The organism is Kitasatospora sp. GAS1066B, from assembly GCF_041262605.1.
GTDB lineage: Bacteria > Actinomycetota > Actinomycetes > Streptomycetales > Streptomycetaceae > Kitasatospora.
Window position 1 is genome coordinate 23,396 of record NZ_JBGCCO010000002.1, and the last position, 17,144, is coordinate 40,539.

Below are 17,144 nucleotides of genomic sequence, written 5' to 3' on the forward strand. Positions count from 1 at the left end.
GACGGCACCATCCGGCTATCAGATTCGATGGGGGCCACCCGCGCATGAGCGTGCTCGACGAGATCATCGACGGGGTCCGCGAGGACCTCGCGGAGCGGCAGGCCCGGGTCTCCCTGGACGAGCTGAAGGAACTGGCCGCCAAGGCGCCGGACGCCAAGGACGGCGTGGCCGCGCTGCGCGGCGAGGGCGTCCGGGTGATCTGCGAGGTCAAGCGCTCCAGCCCGTCCAAGGGCGCGCTGGCCGCGATCGCCGACCCGGCCGCGCTGGCCGTGGACTACTCGGCCGGCGGCGCCGCCGCGATCAGCGTGCTCACCGAGCAGCGCCGGTTCGGCGGCTCGCTCGCCGACCTGGACGCGGTCCGGGCGGCCGTGGACACCCCGCTGCTGCGCAAGGACTTCATCGTCACCGCCTACCAGCTCTGGGAGGCCCGCGCGCACGGGGCCGACCTCGCGCTGCTGATCGTGGCCGCGCTGGAGCAGCCGGCGCTCGTCTCGCTGATCGAGCGGGCCGAGTCGATCGGGCTGACCCCGCTGGTCGAGGTGCACGACGAGGAGGAGATCCGCCGCGCGGTGGACGCCGGTGCGCGGATCATCGGGGTCAACGCCCGCAACCTGAAGACCCTCGAGGTCGACCGCGACACCTTCGGCAACGTGGTGCACGCGATCCCGGACAGCATCGTCAAGGTCGCCGAGTCGGGCGTGCGCGGGCCGCACGACCTGATCGCCTACGCCAACCTGGGCGCCGACGCGGTCCTAGTCGGCGAGTCGCTGGTGACCGGCAAGGACCCGAAGGCGGCCGTCGCCGACCTGGTCGCGGCCGGCGCGCACCCGGCCCTGCGCAACAAGCAGCAGGGCTGACGCAATGGCCCTCGCCCCCCGCCTCGCCCCCGGTTGCCGCCCGCGCGGCTGCCGCGCCCCCGCGCGCCGGGTGCTCGGGCGGCGGGTGCGGTACGTGATCGGCTGCGAGCCCGGGCAGGTCCCGGGACGTCGATGGCGACGGACGATGCACGGCTGAAGCCCGTTCCCGTCCGTTCACCATCACACCAGGATTCTTCGTGTCCGAAAATCTGACAGGCCCTCAGGTCCCTGACGCCCGGGGCTACTTCGGCGCCTACGGCGGCCGTTTCATCCCCGAGGCGCTGGTCGCCGCCGTCGAGCAGGTCGCCGACGAGTACGAGAAGGCCAAGCACGACCCGGCCTTCACCGCCGAGCTCGACCTGCTGCTCAAGGACTACACCGGCCGCCCCAGCCCGCTCACCGACGTGCACCGGTTCTCCGCCGAGGCGGGCGGCGCGCGGGTGCTGCTCAAGCGCGAGGACCTCAACCACACGGGCTCGCACAAGATCAACAACGTGCTCGGCCAGGCCCTGCTCACCCGCCGGATGGGCAAGACCCGGATCATCGCGGAGACCGGCGCCGGCCAGCACGGCGTGGCCACCGCCACCGCCTGCGCGCTCTTCGGCTTCGACTGCACCATCTACATGGGCGAGGTCGACACCGAGCGCCAGGCGCTCAACGTGGCCCGGATGCGGATGCTCGGCGCCGAGGTGGTGGCCGTCAAGTCCGGCAGCCGTACCCTCAAGGACGCCATCAACGAGGCCTTCCGCGACTGGGTGGCCAACGTCGACAACACCCATTACCTGTTCGGCACGGTGGCCGGGCCGCACCCGTTCCCGGCCATGGTCCGCGACTTCCACCGGGTGATCGGCGTCGAGGCCAGGGCCCAGGTGATCGAGCGCACCGGCAAGCTGCCGGACGCCGTGGTCGCCTGCGTGGGCGGCGGCTCCAACGCGATCGGCATCTTCCACGAGTTCATCCCGGACGCCGGGGTGCGCCTGATCGGCTGCGAGGCGGCCGGCGAGGGCGTCGACACCGCGCGCCACGCGGCCACCCTGACCAAGGGCGAGCCGGGCGTGCTGCACGGCGCGCGCAGCTACGTGCTGCAGGACGAGGACGGCCAGACCATCGAGAGCCACTCGATCTCGGCGGGCCTGGACTACCCGGGCATCGGCCCCGAGCACGCCTGGCTGAAGGACACCGGGCGGGCCGAGTACCGCCCGGTCACCGACGACGAGGCGATGCGGGCGCTGCGCCTCCTGTCGCGCACCGAGGGCATCATCCCGGCCATCGAGAGCGCCCACGCGCTGGCCGGCGCGCTGGTGCTCGGCCGCGAGCTCGGCCCGGACGCGACCCTCCTGGTCAACCTCTCGGGCCGCGGGGACAAGGACATGCACACCGCCGCCCAGTACTTCGGCCTCTACGACACCGCCGCCGCTGCCCAGGGGGAGACCCGATGACCTCCAAGCTCAGTGGCGTGCTCGCCGCCGCCGCGGCCGAGAACCGCGCCGCCCTGATCGGCTACCTGCCGGCCGGTTTCCCGACCGTGGACGGCGGGATCCGGGCAGTCAACGCCCTGCTGGAGGGCGGCTGCGACATCGTCGAGGTCGGCCTGCCGCACTCCGACCCGGTGCTGGACGGCCCGACCATCCAGACCGCCGACGACATCGCGCTGCGCGGCGGGGTGCGGATCAAGGACGTGCTGCGCACCGTGCAGGAGGTGTCCGGGGCCCACCCCGAGGCCGCCGTGCTGGTGATGACGTACTGGAACCCGGTGGACCGCTACGGCACCGCCCGGTTCGCCGCCGATCTGGCCGCGGCCGGGGGAGCGGGCGTCATCCTGCCCGACCTGCCGGTGGAGGAGTCCGAGGCCTGGCGCGCGGCGGCGGCCGAGCACGGTCTGGACACCGTCTTCGTGGTCGCGCCGAGCAGCCGGGACAAGCGGCTGGCCGAGGTCACGGCGGCCGGCAGCGGCTTCGTCTACGCGGCCGCGGTGATGGGCGTGACCGGCAGCCGGGCCCAGGTCGGCGAGCTGGCCGAGGACCTGGTCGCCCGCACCCGGGCCACCACCGACCTGCCGGTCTGCGTGGGCCTGGGCGTCTCCACCGCGGCGCAGGCGGCGCAGGTGGCCGGCTTCGCCGACGGCGTGATCGTCGGATCGGCCTTCGTCCAGCGGATCCTGGACGCGGACGGCGACGAGCGGCTTGCGCTCGCGGCGGTCCGCGAGCTGGCCGCCGACCTCGCCGAGGGCGTGCGCCGGCGCTGAGTCACCGCATCGCCCGGCCCTGCTGACGGCCCGTCATCTCCTCGGAGGTGGCGGGTCGTTCTGTCCTCCTGTCCGCGTCCAGCCCGTACGGGTGAATCCGCACGGCCTGACGTGTCATCGGTTTGCCCGAGGCGTTGCACCGGATGCGACTTTGGGAACGGTTCTGCCCGTTGCCGTTCGTGCACTCCGCAGCAACCGCGATGACCTACCCGTGATCCACCGGAGGGAGCGCCGCCGTGACCGGTCTGCATCGTGGTGTCCTGCTCAGGGCAGCCGCCGCCGCGTTGGTGCTGGCCGGCGCCTTCGGCGGGGAGCATGTGGTGGGCCATGCGCTGGCCAAGCGCGGCGCCGAGTTGGCGGCCCGTCAGCACCACGCGGATCAGGCCTCGCACGATCCCGGGCGGGTCGGTCCCGGACAGATCGTCAAAAGGGACAGATAGCTCATCATCCCTCTTTCGGGTGACTCGGTCATTTGTGCAGCAATTGGAGTAAACAGCGTCAATCCCCTACGGTTCATCAGGTAGCTCCCGCAGGCGCGGTGCGCCGGGCGGCGGATGTCTGAGAAGGGGGTGGCGCGGGTGGCCGAGAGCGAGTCGGTGCTGCGACGCCGGGCCACGGGCTCGGCCTTCGAGTGGCTCAGTACTGCGGTGCGGCTGGGCCTCGCGGTGGTCTGGGGCTGGGCGGGGCTCGCCAAGATCTCCGATCCGGCGGTCGCGGCCCAGGCCGTGCGGGCCTACCGGATCCTGCCCGAGTCGCTGGTCAAGCCGGTCGGATACGGCCTGCCGTTCCTGGAGTTGGCGCTCGCGGTGCTGCTGCTGATCGGCCTCGCGGTGCGGGTGGCCGCGGTGATCTCGGTGGTCCTGCTGCTCGTCTTCATCGCGGGCATCGCCTCGACCTGGGCCCGCGGCATCTCGGTCGACTGCGGCTGCTTCGGCGGCGGCGGGGCGGTGGCCGCCTCGCAGACCCAGTACCTGCAGGAGATCCTGCGCGACATCGGCTTCCTGCTGATGGCGCTCTGGCTGGTGTTCCGGCCGCGCACCAAGGCGTCGGTGGACGCCTGGCTCTCGTTGTGAGCCCCCACCTCCGGTGACCCCGGCCCTCCCCTGACAGCGGCCCCCTGACCCCGGCCCTCTCCTGATAGCGGCACCGATTTCTCCTGGAAGCCTGGAAGCAGAGACATGAGCGAGAAGAACCGAGACGGCAAGCGCACGGCCCGCGAGCGGATGAAGGAGGAGCGGGTCGCCCGGGAGGCCAAGGACGCCCGCAAGAAGAAGCTGCTGGTGGTCGGCGCCGTGCTGGTGGTCCTGGCGGGGGCCGCCGGCATCGGCTTCGCGGTGCAGAGCGGCCGGTCCAGCTCGGACACCCCGAAGGCGGCGCCGGCGGGTGCGATCGGCCCCAAGAACCTGGTGATCCCCGACGGCCCGGCCAACGCCCCCTCGACGCTCGTCGTCTACGAGGACCCGCGGTGCCCCGCCTGCGGCGCCTTCGAGCGTGAATTCGCGCCCACCATCGACCAGTTGCAGGACCAGGGCAAGCTGTACAACAACTACCACATCGTCTCGTTCATCGACCGGCACGACGGCGGCAAGGGCTCCAAGAACGGCGCCAACGCGCTCGCCTGCGCCCAGGACGCGGGCTACTTCCGCGCCTACCACGACGTGCTCTACAAGAACCAGCCGGACGAGACGGTGGACTCCTGGAAGGACAAGTCCAAGCTGATCGACCTGGCCAAGCAGGTCCCGGGTCTGGACTCGCCGACCTTCGAGGCCTGCGTCAACACCAACAAGTACGGCAGCTGGGTCTCGGCCGTCGAGCAGGACTTCGACAAGTCCGGCTACACCTCGACGCCGACCGTGCTGCTCAACGGCAAGTCGATCTACCCCAAGAACGGCACCGAGGACATCACTCCGGACAACCTGGTGAAGTGGGTCAACGAGGCCAACCAGGGCAAGCCGCTGGGCACCACCGGCAGCGCCTCGGCCAGCCCGGCGCCGAGCAGCACGGCCGCCGAGACCGACCCGAACCAGGCGCCGACCAGCTGAGCGGTGGCCCATCGCCCTCCCGGCGGTGCTCGCCGAGTGCCGCCGGGAGGGGGCTGTTTCGAAACCGGAACCGCTGCTGGTACCGACCCGAGGCCGGCGCGCGGTAGCGTCGGAAGCGCTATGGAACTCGCCTACATCCCCAGCCCGTCCCGGGGCGTCCTGTACCTCGGACCGGTCCCGCTGCGCGCGTACGCCTTCTGCATCATCATCGGTGTCGCCGTCGCGGTCTGGCTCGGCAGCAGGCGCTGGGTCGCCCGCGGCGGCGCCAGGCACACGGTGGGCGACATCGCCGTCTGGGCGGTGCCGTTCGGCCTGGTCGGCGGCCGGCTCTACCACGTGATCACCGATCACCAGCTGTACTTCGGTGCGGGGCAGAACCCGTGGAACGCCTTCAAGATCTGGGAGGGCGGCCTCGGCATCTGGGGCGCGATCGCGCTCGGCGCGGTCGGCGCCTGGATCGGCTGCCGCCGCCGGGGCGTGCCGCTGCCCGCGTACGCCGACGCCATCGCACCGGGCATCGCGCTCGCCCAGGCCTGCGGCCGGTGGGGCAACTGGTTCAACCAGGAGCTGTACGGCAGGCCGACCTCGCTGCCCTGGGGCCTGCACATCCACAAGGTCAACCCGGACGGCACGGTCACCGACGGGATCTTCCAGCCGACCTTCCTCTACGAGTCGATCTGGTGCGTCGGCGTGGCGTTCCTGGTGATCTGGGCCGACCGCAGGTACCGCCTCGGCCACGGCCGGGCCTTCGCGCTCTACGTCGCCGCCTACACGGTGGGCCGGGCCTGGATCGAGTACCTGCGGATCGACGAGGCGCACCACGTGCTGGGCCTGCGGCTCAACGACTGGACCTCGATCGTCGTCTTCGTGGGCGCGGTGACCTACCTGGTGGTGGTCGGCAGGAAGCGGCCGGGCCGGGAGGCGCCGGACTCGATCGACCCCGCCGCCGCGGTGTCCCCGGCGGTCGACGAGGAGTCGTCCGCGGCGTCCTCCGAGGACGCTGACCAGCCCGCCGGGCCCACCGAGGAGTCGCACCACAGTAGCTGACGGACCGTCAGAACGGGCCCCGGAGTGCACGCACTCCGGGGCCCGTTCGTCTGCCCAGCCGGTAAAAGCGCAGGTCAGCGAGGTAAGCCAGGGCTTGCTTGCTGGAAATGGTCAGACCGTCCGACTAGTTTCGAAGGGTGAGAAGCCCTGGGGGCCAGCCACGCTCACGGCCGTTCGCCGTGCCCGCAGGCGCCCGCAGTGGGGGAAGTCGGCAACAGGAGGGCCAGCACCATGTCCATCACCATCACCGAACCCGTCCTCGGCGAGCCGGCCCAGCCGCGGGTCCCGGCCGAGGGCCACCACCGCGATGTCAACGGCGGCTGGCTGCGTCCGGCGATCTTCGGCGCGATGGACGGGCTGGTCTCCAACTTCGCTCTGATGACCGGCGTGGTCGGCGGTGCGGCGAGCAACAGCACGGTGATCCTCACCGGCCTTGCCGGCCTGGCGGCGGGCGCCTGCTCGATGGCGGCGGGGGAGTACACCTCGGTGGCCTCGCAGCGCGAGCTGGTCCAGGCCGAGATCGAGGCCGAGCGGCTGGAGCTGCGCCGCAACCCCGAGGGCGAGCTGGTCGAGCTGGCCCAGCTCTACGTGTCGCGCGGTGTCGATCCGGAGCTGGCCCACGAGGTGGCCCGCCAGCTGACCCGCGACCCCGAGCAGGCCCTGGAGGTGCACGCCCGCGAGGAGCTGGGGGTGGACCCGCACGACCTGCCCAGCCCGCTGGTCGCCGCGCTCTCCTCGTTCGGCTGCTTCGCGCTCGGCGCGCTGCTGCCGCTGCTGCCCTACCTGCTGGGCGCCACCTCGCTGGTGCCCGCGCTGCTGCTGGCGGTGCTCGGCCTGTTCGGCTGCGGCGCCGTGGTGGCCAGGGTGACCGCCCGCAGCTGGTGGTACAGCGGACTGCGTCAGCTGGTGCTGGGCGCCTGCGCGGCCGGGGTGACCTACCTGCTCGGCTGGCTGATCGGTGGCCATGTGGGCTGACGGAGTGTCAGTCGTGTGTGGAAGATCACGCATGCTCCTGCATATTCATGCAGAATATTGACTGCGAGGCGCTGCCGACCATCGGTCCAGCGCCTCGTGGCGTATTTCGGGGCCGGAATCGCAGGTGGTCGGCCGGGGCCCGCGCATCCGTGTCGTTTCGCTCCTGTTTCGGGCCGCGAACAGCGGGGCACACTGGTGGCAGCTTGCGGATGAGCGTCTGCCTCTCCAGCTCGCCGATACCGGCCGGTAACCGCCCCTGACCAGGGGGGTGTTGTCCGCCATGTGGACGAGAAAGTCCACTACCCGGGATATGCGGCATCATGTAACCTGCACGAAATCGCAGAGGGCCAACGTCGTCCCTGTTGCAACTGCACCTCTTGCCAAGACGACGACGGGAGAGCCGATGCTGTCTGCATCCATGCACTCCGACAACGAGCCCCAGGGCAGCAGCCGCTCCCCGTATGCGCTCGTTCCGGATGCGCGACCTGCTGCTCAGGGCCTGTACGACCCACGAAACGAGCACGACGCCTGCGGCGTCGGCTTCGTCGCCACGCTGACCGGCATCGCCGACCACACCATCGTCGAGCAGGCGCTGTGCGTGCTGCGCAACCTGGAGCACCGCGGTGCCACCGGCGCCGAGCCGGACTCCGGCGACGGCGCCGGCATCCTGACCCAGATCCCGGACGCCTTCCTGCGGGCCCAGGTCGCCTTCGAGCTGCCGGCCGCCGGCCACTACGCCGTCGGCATCGCCTTCCTCCCCGACGAGGACGCGGCCGACGCCGCCGCGGTCGCCGCCATCGAGGCGATCGCCGCCGAGGAGGACCTGACCGTCCTCGGCTGGCGCGAGGTGCCCACCGCTCCCGACCTGCTGGGCGCCACCGCCCGCTCGGTGATGCCGCGCTTCCGTCAGCTCTTCCTGGCGGCGGCGAGCGGCGAGCGGACCGGCATCGAGCTGGACCGGGTGGCCTTCGTGGTGCGCAAGCGCGCCGAGCGCGAGGCCGGGGTCTACTTCCCCTCGCTCTCCGCCCGCACCATCGTCTACAAGGGCATGCTCACCACCGGGCAGCTGGAGCCGTTCTTCCCCGACCTGTCGGACCGGCTCTACGCCTCCGCGATCGGCCTGATCCACTCCCGGTTCTCCACCAACACCTTCCCGAGCTGGCCGCTCGCCCACCCCTACCGGTTCGTCGCGCACAACGGTGAGATCAACACCGTCAAGGGCAACCGGAACTGGATGACCGCGCGCGAGTCGCAGCTGGCCACCGACCTGATCCCCGCCAACAAGAACGGGCAGGGTCTCAGCCGGATCTTCCCGATCTGCACCCCGGACCACTCCGACTCGGCCTCCTTCGACGAGGTCCTGGAGCTGCTCCACCTCGGCGGACGCTCGCTGCCGCACTCGGTGCTGATGATGATCCCGGAGGCCTGGGAGAACCACGCCACCATGGACCCGGCCCGGCGCGCCTTCTACCAGTTCCACTCCAACCTGATGGAGCCCTGGGACGGACCGGCCTGCGTCACCTTCACCGACGGCACCCAGATCGGCGCGGTGCTGGACCGCAACGGCCTGCGCCCGGCCCGGTACTGGATCACCGAGGACGGCCTGGTGGTGCTCTCCTCCGAGGTCGGCGTGCTCGACCTGGACCAGGAGAAGGTGGTCAAGAAGGGCCGGCTGCAGCCCGGCAAGGTGTTCCTGATCGACACCGCCGAGCACCGGATCGTCGAGGACGAGGAGCTCAAGGCCCAGCTCGCCGGCGCGCACCCGTACGGCGAGTGGGTCGCGGCCGGCCAGATCGAACTGGCCAAGCTGCCCGAGCGCGAGCACATCGCGCACACCCACGCCTCGGTGACGCGCCGTCAGCAGACCTTCGGCTACACGGAGGAGGAGCTGCGGGTCATCCTGGCGCCGATGGCGAAGACCGGCGGTGAGGCGCTCGGCTCGATGGGCACCGACTCGCCGATCGCCGCCCTCTCCGAGAAGCCCCGGCTGCTCTTCGACTACTTCGTGCAGCTCTTCGCCCAGGTCACCAACCCGCCGCTGGACGCGATCCGCGAAGAGCTGGTCACCTCGCTGCTGAGCAACCTCGGCCCCGAGGGCAACCTGCTGGCCACCGACGCCGCGCACTGCCGCGCGGTCGGCATCACCTTCCCGGTGATCGACAACGACGAGCTGGCCAAGCTCATCCACATCAACGCCGACGGCGACCAGCCGGGCCTGAAGGCCGTCACGCTCTCCGGCCTCTACAAGGTCTCCGGCGGCGGCCAGGCGCTGGCGGCCCGGCTGGCGGCCATCGCGGCCGAGGCCGACGCGGCGATCGCCGACGGCGCGCGGATCATCGTGCTCTCCGACCGGCACTCCGACGCCGAGCACGCGCCGATCCCCTCGCTGCTGCTCACCTCCTCGGTGCACCACCACCTGATCCGCACCAAGCAGCGCACCGCGATCTCGCTGCTGGTCGAGGCCGGCGACGTCCGCGAGGTGCACCACGTGGCGCTGCTGGTCGGCTACGGCGCCGGCGCGGTCAACCCGTACCTGGCGATGGAGTCGGTCGAGGACCTGGTCGCCCAGGGCACCTTCCTGACCGGGATCGAGCCCGAGAGGGCGATCAAGAACCTGATCAAGGCGCTCGGCAAGGGCGTGCTCAAGGTGATGTCCAAGATGGGCATCTCCACCGTCGCCTCCTACCGCGGCGCGCAGGTCTTCGAGGCCATCGGCCTCGCCCAGGAGACGGTGGACGCCTACTTCACCGGCACCACCAGCAAGCTCGGCGGCATCGGCCTGGACGAGATCGCCAAGGAGACCGCCGCCCGGCACGCCAAGGCCTACCCCGCCTCCGGCATCTCCGCCGCGCACCGCGCGCTGGACATCGGCGGCGAGTACCAGTGGCGCCGCGAGGGCGAGCCGCACCTGTTCGACCCGGACACCGTCTTCCGGCTGCAGCACGCCACCCGCACCCGGCGCTATGACATCTTCAAGCAGTACACCGAGCGGGTGAACGAGCAGTCCGAGCGGCTGATGACGCTGCGCGGTCTCTTCAAGCTGGACGGCAAGGGCCGGGCGCCGATCTCCATCGACGAGGTCGAGCCGGTCTCCGAGATCGTCAAGCGGTTCTCCACCGGCGCCATGTCCTACGGCTCCATCTCGATGGAGGCGCACGAGACGCTGGCCATCGCGATGAACCAGCTGGGCGGCAAGTCCAACACCGGTGAGGGCGGCGAGGACCCGGAGCGCCTGCACGACCCGGCCCGCCGCTCGGCGATCAAGCAGGTCGCCTCCGGCCGGTTCGGCGTCACCAGCGAGTACCTGGTCAACGCCGACGACATCCAGATCAAGATGGCCCAGGGCGCCAAGCCCGGCGAGGGCGGCCAGCTGCCCGGCCACAAGGTCTACCCGTGGGTCGCCAAGACCCGGCACTCGACCCCGGGCGTCGGCCTGATCTCGCCGCCGCCGCACCACGACATCTACTCCATCGAGGACCTGGCCCAGCTGATCCACGACCTCAAGAACGCCAACCCGGACGCCCGCATCCACGTGAAGCTGGTCTCCGAGGTCGGCGTGGGCACGGTCGCGGCGGGCGTCTCCAAGGCGCACGCGGACGTGGTGCTGGTCTCCGGCCACGACGGCGGCACGGGTGCTTCGCCGCTGACCTCGCTGAAGCACGCGGGCGGTCCCTGGGAGCTCGGCCTGGCCGAGACCCAGCAGACCCTGCTGCTCAACGGGCTGCGCGACCGGATCGTGGTGCAGACCGACGGCCAGCTCAAGACCGGCCGCGACGTGGTGATCGCCGCCCTCCTCGGCGCCGAGGAGTTCGGCTTCGCGACCGCGCCGCTGGTGGTCTCCGGCTGCGTCATGATGCGGGTCTGCCACCTGGACACCTGCCCGGTCGGCGTCGCCACCCAGAACCCGGTGCTGCGCGAGCGGTTCTCCGGCAAGCCCGAATTCGTGGTCAACTTCTTCGAGTTCATCGCCGAGGAGGTCCGCGAGACGCTGGCCGAGCTGGGCTTCCGCTCGATCGAGGAGGCCGTCGGCCACGCCGAGCACATCGACGCCGGCGCCGCGATCAACCACTGGAAGGCCGCCGGGCTCGACCTGACCCCGCTCTTCCACGTCCCCGCACTGCCCGAAGGCGCCGCGCTGCACCGCACCACCACGCAGGACCACGCGCTGGACAAGGCGCTCGACAACCAGCTGATCGAGCTGGCCGAGGACGCCCTGGAGCGCGGCGAGGCGGTCCGGATCCAGCTGCCGATCCGCAACGTCAACCGCACGGTCGGCACCATGCTCGGCCACCAGGTGACCAAGCGGTACCGCGGCGAGGGCCTGCCCGAGGGCACCATCGACGTCACCTTCACCGGCTCGGCCGGCCAGTCCTTCGGCGCCTTCGTGCCGCGCGGCATCACGCTGCGGCTGGAGGGCGACGCCAACGACTACGTCGGCAAGGGCCTGTCCGGCGGCGTGCTGGTGGTCCGCCCGGCCCGCGACGCGGCCGCCATCGGCGCCGACGCGCAGGCGCACGTGATCGCCGGCAACACCATCGGCTACGGCGCCACCAGCGGCCGGATCCACCTGCGCGGCAAGGCCGGTGAGCGGTTCGCGGTGCGCAACTCGGGTGCCACCCTGGTGGTCGAGGGCGTGGGCGACCACGGCCTGGAGTACATGACCGGCGGACGGGTCGTCATCCTCGGCGAGACCGGCCGCAACCTGGCCGCGGGCATGTCCGGCGGCATGGCGTACGTGCTGGACCTGCGTCCGGCCAACGTCAACGGCGGTCTGGTGGGCATCGAGGCCCCCGACGCCAAGGACCGCGAATGGCTGCGCGAGACCGTGCAGCAGCACTACGAGGAGACCGGCTCGACGGTTGCCGCCGAGCTGCTGGCCGACTGGGGCAGCGGGGTCTCCCGCTTCTCCAAGATCATGCCGACCGACTACAAGGCTGTGCTCGCCGCCAAGGACGCCGCTGAGCGCGATGGACTCTCCGAGTCCGAGACCACTCGCAAGATGATGGAGGCGGCACATGGCTGACCCCAAGGGCTTCCTGACCACCGGAAAGCAGCTCGCCGAGCGCCGTCCCGTGGACGTGCGGCTGCGGGACTGGAACGAGGTCTACGTCGAGCGCAGCCTGCTGCCGATCATCAGCAAGCAGGCCGGGCGTTGCATGGACTGCGGCATCCCGTTCTGCCACAACGGCTGCCCGCTGGGGAACCTGATCCCCGAGTGGAACGACCTCGCCTTCCGGGACGACTGGGCCGGCGCGATCGAGCGGCTGCACGCGACCAACAACTTCCCGGAGTTCACCGGGCGGTTGTGCCCCGCGCCGTGCGAGTCGGCCTGCGTGCTCGGGATCAACCAGGACGCGGTGACCATCAAGAACGTCGAGGTCACCATCATCGACAAGGCCTGGGACAACGGCGGGGTCCGCCCGCAGGTGCCCGAGCGGCTCTCCGGCAAGACGGTCGCCGTCGTCGGCTCCGGGCCGGCGGGACTCGCCGCCGCCCAGCAGCTCACCCGGGCCGGCCACACCGTCGTGGTCTACGAGCGCGCCGACCGGATCGGCGGCCTGCTGCGGTACGGCATCCCCGAGTTCAAGATGGAGAAGCGCCACATCAACCGCCGCATCGAGCAGATGCGCGCGGAGGGCACCCGGTTCCGCACCGGCGTGGAGATCGGCTCCGACCTGACCGGCCAGCAGCTGCGCGAGCGCTTCGACGCGGTGGTGGTCGCCGCCGGTGCCACCACCGCCCGCGACCTGCCGGTGCCCGGGCGCGAGCTCAAGGGCATCCACCAGGCGATGGAGTACCTGCCGCTGGCCAACAAGGTCCAGGAGGGCGACTTCGTCGAGGCCCCGATCAGCGCCAAGGGCAAGCACGTCATCGTGATCGGCGGCGGCGACACCGGCGCCGACTGCCTGGGCACCGCGCTGCGCCAGGGGGCGGCCTCGGTCACCCAGCTGGAGATCATGCCGCGCCCCGGCGACGAGCGCCCCGGCCACCAGCCGTGGCCGACCATGCCGATGACCTACAAGGTCACCTCCGCGCACGAGGAGGGCGGTGACCGGGTCTACTCCGTGAACACCACCCACTTCTCCGGCGATGAGGACGGCAACGTCCAGGAACTCCACCTGGTCGAGGTCGAGTTCAAGGACGGTCGGTTCGAGCCGGTGCCCGGCACCGAGCGCTCGATCCCCGCGCAGCTGGTCACCCTGGCGATGGGCTTCACCGGGACCGACGTTCGCAACGGTCTCGTCGAGCAGCTGGGCGCCGAGCTCGACGCCCGCGGCAACGTGGCCCGGGACTCGAAGTTCGCCACCAACGTCGACGGCGTCTACGTCTGCGGCGACGCGGGCCGCGGCCAGTCGCTGATCGTCTGGGCGATCGCCGAGGGCCGCTCGGCGGCCGCCGCGGTCGACGCCTACCTGGGCGGCAAGACCGCGCTGCCCGCCCCGATCCGCCCCACCGACCGTCCGCTGGTGGTCTGACACACCGACAGCCCCACCGAAAGCCACACCGGGAAAACCCTCCCGCACACCGCCCGCTTCCCAGCGGGCCGCACCAAACCCGTTGCACCGTCAGAGCCGCCGGTCCGCAACGGAGCACGAACGACGGCGCCTGCCCCTCCCCGACCAAGCGGGGGCAGGCGCCGTCGGTGTTCTCCGAGCCTCGGCACGGACATTGCGGGCATGGATTATGGCAAGTATGGTTGATTATATGGCCTCGAAGAAGATCACAGTCACCATCCCGGAGGAACTCCTGGAGGAGATCCGCTCGGATGCGGCCGAGCGCGGCATTTCGGCGTATGTCGCCGAGGCCCTTCAGTACAAGCGCGACCGAGATCGGCTCCAGGAACTCGTCGGATGGCTTGAGGACGAGCACGGGGCGGTCACGCCCGACGAGCGCGCGGCTGCCCATCGGGAGCTGGACGACCTGGACGCGGAGCACGAGCGCCGCCGGGCCGCTCGGGGCGGGCGCGCCGGAGACGCCGCGTGAAGAAGCGCGGTGAGGGGGCTGCCAAGCAGCTTCGCGTGTTCGTACTGGATTGCGAGGCGCTGTCGCTCGCGGTCCGTGGCGACCGGATGATGATCGCTCGGCTCGACCTGGCCGCCCGGGGCGAGGCCGAGGTCGTGACCTCACCCATGACGTTGGCGGAGGCGTACGACGCCAGGACTCACGAGCAGCGCTGGGACTGGGTGTTGTCCCGGGTCAAGGTGGCCGAACTGGGGCGGGACCAGGCCAGGCAGGCTCGTCGGCTCCTCGCTGAAGCCGGCCTGCAGGGTCACAAGTACGCGATCGATGCCATGCTCGCCGTCGTCGCGCTGGGCCAGCAGGGCCAGGTGACGGTCCTCACGTCCGACATCGATGACCTGGAGCGGCTCGTGCCGGATCACATCGTCGTCAAGAAGGTCTGAGTAACGCGATCACCGCGTCAACTCCGCTGGGAAAGATGACGGTTCGTCGGGTGCGCGAGGTGCGCTCCTGGGTGAACTCACAGCTTCCATCCCGTGCTTGTGTCAGTTGGACATGGCAGACTGCGGCCCGGAGCCAAGGTGAGGAGCAGGCGCGATGAGCAGCGGCACCGGTCAGACCGGGAGCGGGGTGACGGTCCGACGGCTGCTGCTGGGGTCCCAGTTGCGCCGACTGCGTGAGGCGCAGGGCGTCACCCGGGAGGTCGCCGGGTACGAGATCCGCGCTTCCGAGTCGAAGATCGGCCGGATGGAGCTGGGCCGGGTCAGCTTCAAGGAGCGCGACGTCGCCGACCTGCTCTCGCTCTACGGCATCACCGACCCCGGCCAGCGCGCCGAGCTGCTCTCGATGGTGCGCGCCGCCAACGCGACGCCCTGGTGGCACGCTTACGCCGACGTGGTGCCCGGCTGGTTCCAGACCTACCTGGGCTTCGAGGAGGCGGCCGGCACCATCTCCTCCTACGAGGTGCAGTTCGTGCCCGGGCTGCTGCAGACCGAGGAGTACGCCCGCACGGTGATCCAGCTCGGCGCGCAGAGCGCCCCGCAGGAGGAGATCGAGCGCCGGGTCGAGGTGCGGATGCGCCGCCAGCGGCTGCTGGTCCGCGAGGGCGGCCCGCGCCTGGTCGCCGTGATCGACGAGGCGGCGCTGCGGCGCCCGTGCGGCGGTCCGGCGGTGATGCAGGGTCAGCTGACCCGGTTGCTGGAGCTGGCCGACCGGCCGCAGATCGAGCTGCAGGTGATGCCGCTGGGCTTCGACGGCCTGTCCGCCGAGACCGGCGCCTTCTCGCTGCTGGCCTTCCGCGAGCCCGACCTGGCCGAAGTCGTCTACCTGGAGCAGTTCACCACCGCGCTCTACCTGGACCGCCCGCGCGAGGTGGCCGAGTACGCCGACTCCCTGGCCCGGTTGCGAGCCGACAGCCTGACGCCCGAACGCAGTCGCGAGCTTCTCCGTTCGCTACTCCAAGACGCCTGACATATCAGTAGGATGATCCCCTGTCAGCTTGTGAAGGGGAGCCAGGTGTCGCACTTTTCGGAACTCGCCCTGCAGTACATCGACGGTGAATGGCGCAGGGGCAGTGGTTCCTGGGACATCGTCGACATCAACCCCTACAACGGCGAGAAGCTGGCCGTGATCACGGTGGCCACCGTCGCGGAGGTCGACCAGGCCTACCGGGCGGCCGAGCGGGCGCAGCGCGCCTGGGCGGCGACCAACCCCTACACCCGTCGCCAGGTCTTCGAGCGCGCCCTGCGGATCATCGAGGACCGCGAGCAGGAGATCACCGAGACCATCATCGCCGAACTCGGCGGCACCCACCTCAAGGCCGCCTTCGAGCTGTCGCTGACCAAGGACATGCTGCGCGAGGCGATGCAGCTGGCGATCCGCCCCGAGGGTCGGATCCTGCCCTCGCCGGTGGACGGCAAGGAGAACCGCCTCTACCGGCTGCCGGTCGGCGTGGTCGGGGTGATCAGCCCCTTCAACTTCCCGCTCTTCCTCTCCATGAAGCCGGTCGCCCCCGCGCTCGCGCTCGGCAACGCGGTGGTGCTCAAGCCGCACCAGGACGCTCCGATCGTCGGCGGCACCCTGATCGCCAAGATCTTCGAAGAGGCCGGCCTGCCGGGCGGCCTGCTCAACGTGGTGGTCACCGACATCGCCGAGATCGGCGACGCGCTGCTCGAGCACCCGGTGCCCAAGGCGATCTCGTTCACCGGCTCGGACCGGGTCGGCCGGCACGTGGCCACCGTGGCCGCCTCGCACTTCAAGCGCTCGGTGCTGGAACTGGGCGGCAACAGCGCGCTGATCGTGCTGGACGACGCCGACGTCGACTACGCGGTGGACGCGGCCACCTTCAGCCGCTTCGCGCACCAGGGCCAGGTCTGCATGGCCGCCAACCGGGTGCTGGTGGACCGCTCGGTGCTCGCCGAGTTCACCGAGAAGTTCGTCGCCAAGGTCGCCTCGCTCACCGTCGGCGACCCGCAGGACCCCGCCACCCAGATCGGCCCGCTGATCAACACCACCCAGGCCGACGCGCTCGTCGCCCAGGTCGACCAGGCGCTGGCCGACGGCGCCACCGCGCTGCTGCGCGGCACCACCGTCGGGACCCTGATGGCGCCCGTGGTGCTCACCGACCTGGACCCGCAGGCCCCGATCCTGCGGCGCGAGCTGTTCGGCCCCGTCGTCCTGCTGGTCCCGTTCGACGGCGAGGACGAGGCGGTGGCGCTCGCCAACGACACCCCCTTCGGGCTCAGCGGCGCCGTGCACACCGGCGACATCGAGCGTGGTGTGCGGGTGGCGCAGCGGATCGAGACCGGCATGATCCACGTCAACGACGGCACCATCGCCGACGAGCCGATCGTGCCGTTCGGCGGCGAGAAGAACTCCGGGGTGGGCCGGCTGAACGGCGAGTCCACGGTGGAGGCCTTCACCACGGTCAAGTGGATCTCCATCCAGCACGGGCGCAGCCGCTTCCCGTTCTGATCGGGCGCAGCTCGCGATCGGACGGAGCTGTGATCGAGCGGAGTC

At 71.0% G+C, this 17,144-nt stretch carries 15 protein-coding genes; all 15 read left to right on the forward strand.

The genetic code is table 11. The annotated features are described in order from the left end of the window. Positions 1-44: 44 nt before the first annotated feature. The 15 genes from trpC (at position 45) to ABH937_RS01780 (ending at position 17,099) form a co-directional block, all read left to right on the forward strand. Positions 45-857, forward strand: a complete 813-nt coding sequence (gene trpC, locus ABH937_RS01710; RefSeq protein WP_370216882.1) for an indole-3-glycerol phosphate synthase TrpC — start codon at positions 45-47, stop codon at positions 855-857. Positions 858-861: 4 nt separating this feature from the next. Further along, a complete protein-coding gene (gene trpM / locus ABH937_RS01715) occupies positions 862-1,014 on the forward strand; it encodes a tryptophan biosynthesis modulator TrpM (protein ID WP_370145997.1) in 153 nt (50 codons plus the stop codon). Between the two features lie 40 nt (positions 1,015-1,054). After that, positions 1,055-2,296 (forward strand): tryptophan synthase subunit beta, encoded by a 1,242-nt coding sequence (trpB, locus tag ABH937_RS01720; protein WP_370216883.1) that lies wholly within the window; start codon positions 1,055-1,057, stop codon positions 2,294-2,296. Beyond that, complete coding sequence (trpA, locus tag ABH937_RS01725) at positions 2,293-3,102, forward strand: tryptophan synthase subunit alpha (protein ID WP_370216884.1); 810 nt, start codon at positions 2,293-2,295, stop codon at positions 3,100-3,102. The genes trpB and trpA overlap by 4 nt, the downstream gene beginning before the upstream one ends. Before the next feature lie 236 nt (positions 3,103-3,338). Beyond that, complete coding sequence (locus ABH937_RS01730) at positions 3,339-3,542, forward strand: hypothetical protein (protein ID WP_280687063.1); 204 nt, start codon at positions 3,339-3,341, stop codon at positions 3,540-3,542. 114 nt (positions 3,543-3,656) lie between these two features. Continuing rightward, complete coding sequence (locus ABH937_RS01735; protein WP_280687064.1) at positions 3,657-4,175, forward strand: MauE/DoxX family redox-associated membrane protein; 519 nt, start codon at positions 3,657-3,659, stop codon at positions 4,173-4,175. A 105-nt stretch (positions 4,176-4,280) separates the two neighbouring features. Further along, positions 4,281-5,144, forward strand: coding sequence for a DsbA family protein (locus tag ABH937_RS01740; RefSeq protein ID WP_370216885.1), 864 nt, complete (start codon positions 4,281-4,283; stop codon positions 5,142-5,144). A gap of 120 nt (positions 5,145-5,264) precedes the next feature. Further along, entirely contained in the window at positions 5,265-6,191 is a 927-nt protein-coding gene (gene lgt / locus ABH937_RS01745; RefSeq protein WP_370216886.1) for a prolipoprotein diacylglyceryl transferase, read from the forward strand. A 231-nt stretch (positions 6,192-6,422) separates the two neighbouring features. After that, the gene (locus ABH937_RS01750; protein WP_280687067.1) at positions 6,423-7,166 is read left to right on the forward strand and encodes a VIT1/CCC1 transporter family protein; all 744 of its coding nucleotides are present in this window, start codon (positions 6,423-6,425) and stop codon (positions 7,164-7,166) included. 418 nt (positions 7,167-7,584) lie between these two features. Beyond that, positions 7,585-12,189, forward strand: coding sequence for a glutamate synthase large subunit (gltB, locus tag ABH937_RS01755; RefSeq protein ID WP_370217128.1), 4,605 nt, complete (start codon positions 7,585-7,587; stop codon positions 12,187-12,189). After that, on the forward strand, positions 12,182-13,642 hold the full coding sequence (locus tag ABH937_RS01760; RefSeq protein WP_370216887.1) for a glutamate synthase subunit beta: 1,461 nt from the start codon (positions 12,182-12,184) through the stop codon (positions 13,640-13,642). Before gltB ends, ABH937_RS01760 begins: the two co-directional genes overlap by 8 nt. 229 nt (positions 13,643-13,871) lie before the next feature. Continuing rightward, a complete protein-coding gene (locus ABH937_RS01765; protein WP_370216888.1) occupies positions 13,872-14,150 on the forward strand; it encodes a CopG family transcriptional regulator in 279 nt (92 codons plus the stop codon). Continuing rightward, a complete protein-coding gene (locus ABH937_RS01770; protein ID WP_370216889.1) occupies positions 14,147-14,569 on the forward strand; it encodes a PIN domain-containing protein in 423 nt (140 codons plus the stop codon). Before ABH937_RS01765 ends, ABH937_RS01770 begins: the two co-directional genes overlap by 4 nt. Before the next feature lie 154 nt (positions 14,570-14,723). Beyond that, positions 14,724-15,596 carry a helix-turn-helix transcriptional regulator gene (locus tag ABH937_RS01775; RefSeq protein ID WP_280687071.1) on the forward strand — a complete coding sequence of 291 codons (873 nt, stop codon included), beginning with the start codon at positions 14,724-14,726 and terminating at the stop codon, positions 15,594-15,596. A gap of 45 nt (positions 15,597-15,641) precedes the next feature. Continuing rightward, the gene (locus ABH937_RS01780) at positions 15,642-17,099 is read left to right on the forward strand and encodes an aldehyde dehydrogenase family protein (protein WP_280687072.1); all 1,458 of its coding nucleotides are present in this window, start codon (positions 15,642-15,644) and stop codon (positions 17,097-17,099) included. Positions 17,100-17,144: the final 45 nt, after the last annotated feature.

Excerpts from the sequence above, each read along its gene's own strand:
- ABH937_RS01735 (WP_280687064.1), top strand. The coding sequence starts at position 3,657 with ATGTCTGAGAAGGGGGTGGCGCGGGTGGCCGAGAGCGAGTCGGTGCTG.
- ABH937_RS01775 (WP_280687071.1), top strand. The coding sequence starts at position 14,724 with ATGAGCAGCGGCACCGGTCAGACCGGGAGCGGGGTGACGGTCCGACGG.
- ABH937_RS01765 (WP_370216888.1), top strand. The coding sequence starts at position 13,872 with ATGGCCTCGAAGAAGATCACAGTCACCATCCCGGAGGAACTCCTGGAG.
- ABH937_RS01740 (WP_370216885.1), top strand. The coding sequence starts at position 4,281 with ATGAGCGAGAAGAACCGAGACGGCAAGCGCACGGCCCGCGAGCGGATG.
- ABH937_RS01750 (WP_280687067.1), top strand. The coding sequence starts at position 6,423 with ATGTCCATCACCATCACCGAACCCGTCCTCGGCGAGCCGGCCCAGCCG.
- gltB (WP_370217128.1), top strand. The coding sequence starts at position 7,585 with ATGCACTCCGACAACGAGCCCCAGGGCAGCAGCCGCTCCCCGTATGCG.
- trpA (WP_370216884.1), top strand. The coding sequence starts at position 2,293 with ATGACCTCCAAGCTCAGTGGCGTGCTCGCCGCCGCCGCGGCCGAGAAC.
- lgt (WP_370216886.1), top strand. The coding sequence starts at position 5,265 with ATGGAACTCGCCTACATCCCCAGCCCGTCCCGGGGCGTCCTGTACCTC.
- trpC (WP_370216882.1), top strand. The coding sequence starts at position 45 with ATGAGCGTGCTCGACGAGATCATCGACGGGGTCCGCGAGGACCTCGCG.
- trpM (WP_370145997.1), top strand. The coding sequence starts at position 862 with ATGGCCCTCGCCCCCCGCCTCGCCCCCGGTTGCCGCCCGCGCGGCTGC.
- ABH937_RS01760 (WP_370216887.1), top strand. The coding sequence starts at position 12,182 with ATGGCTGACCCCAAGGGCTTCCTGACCACCGGAAAGCAGCTCGCCGAG.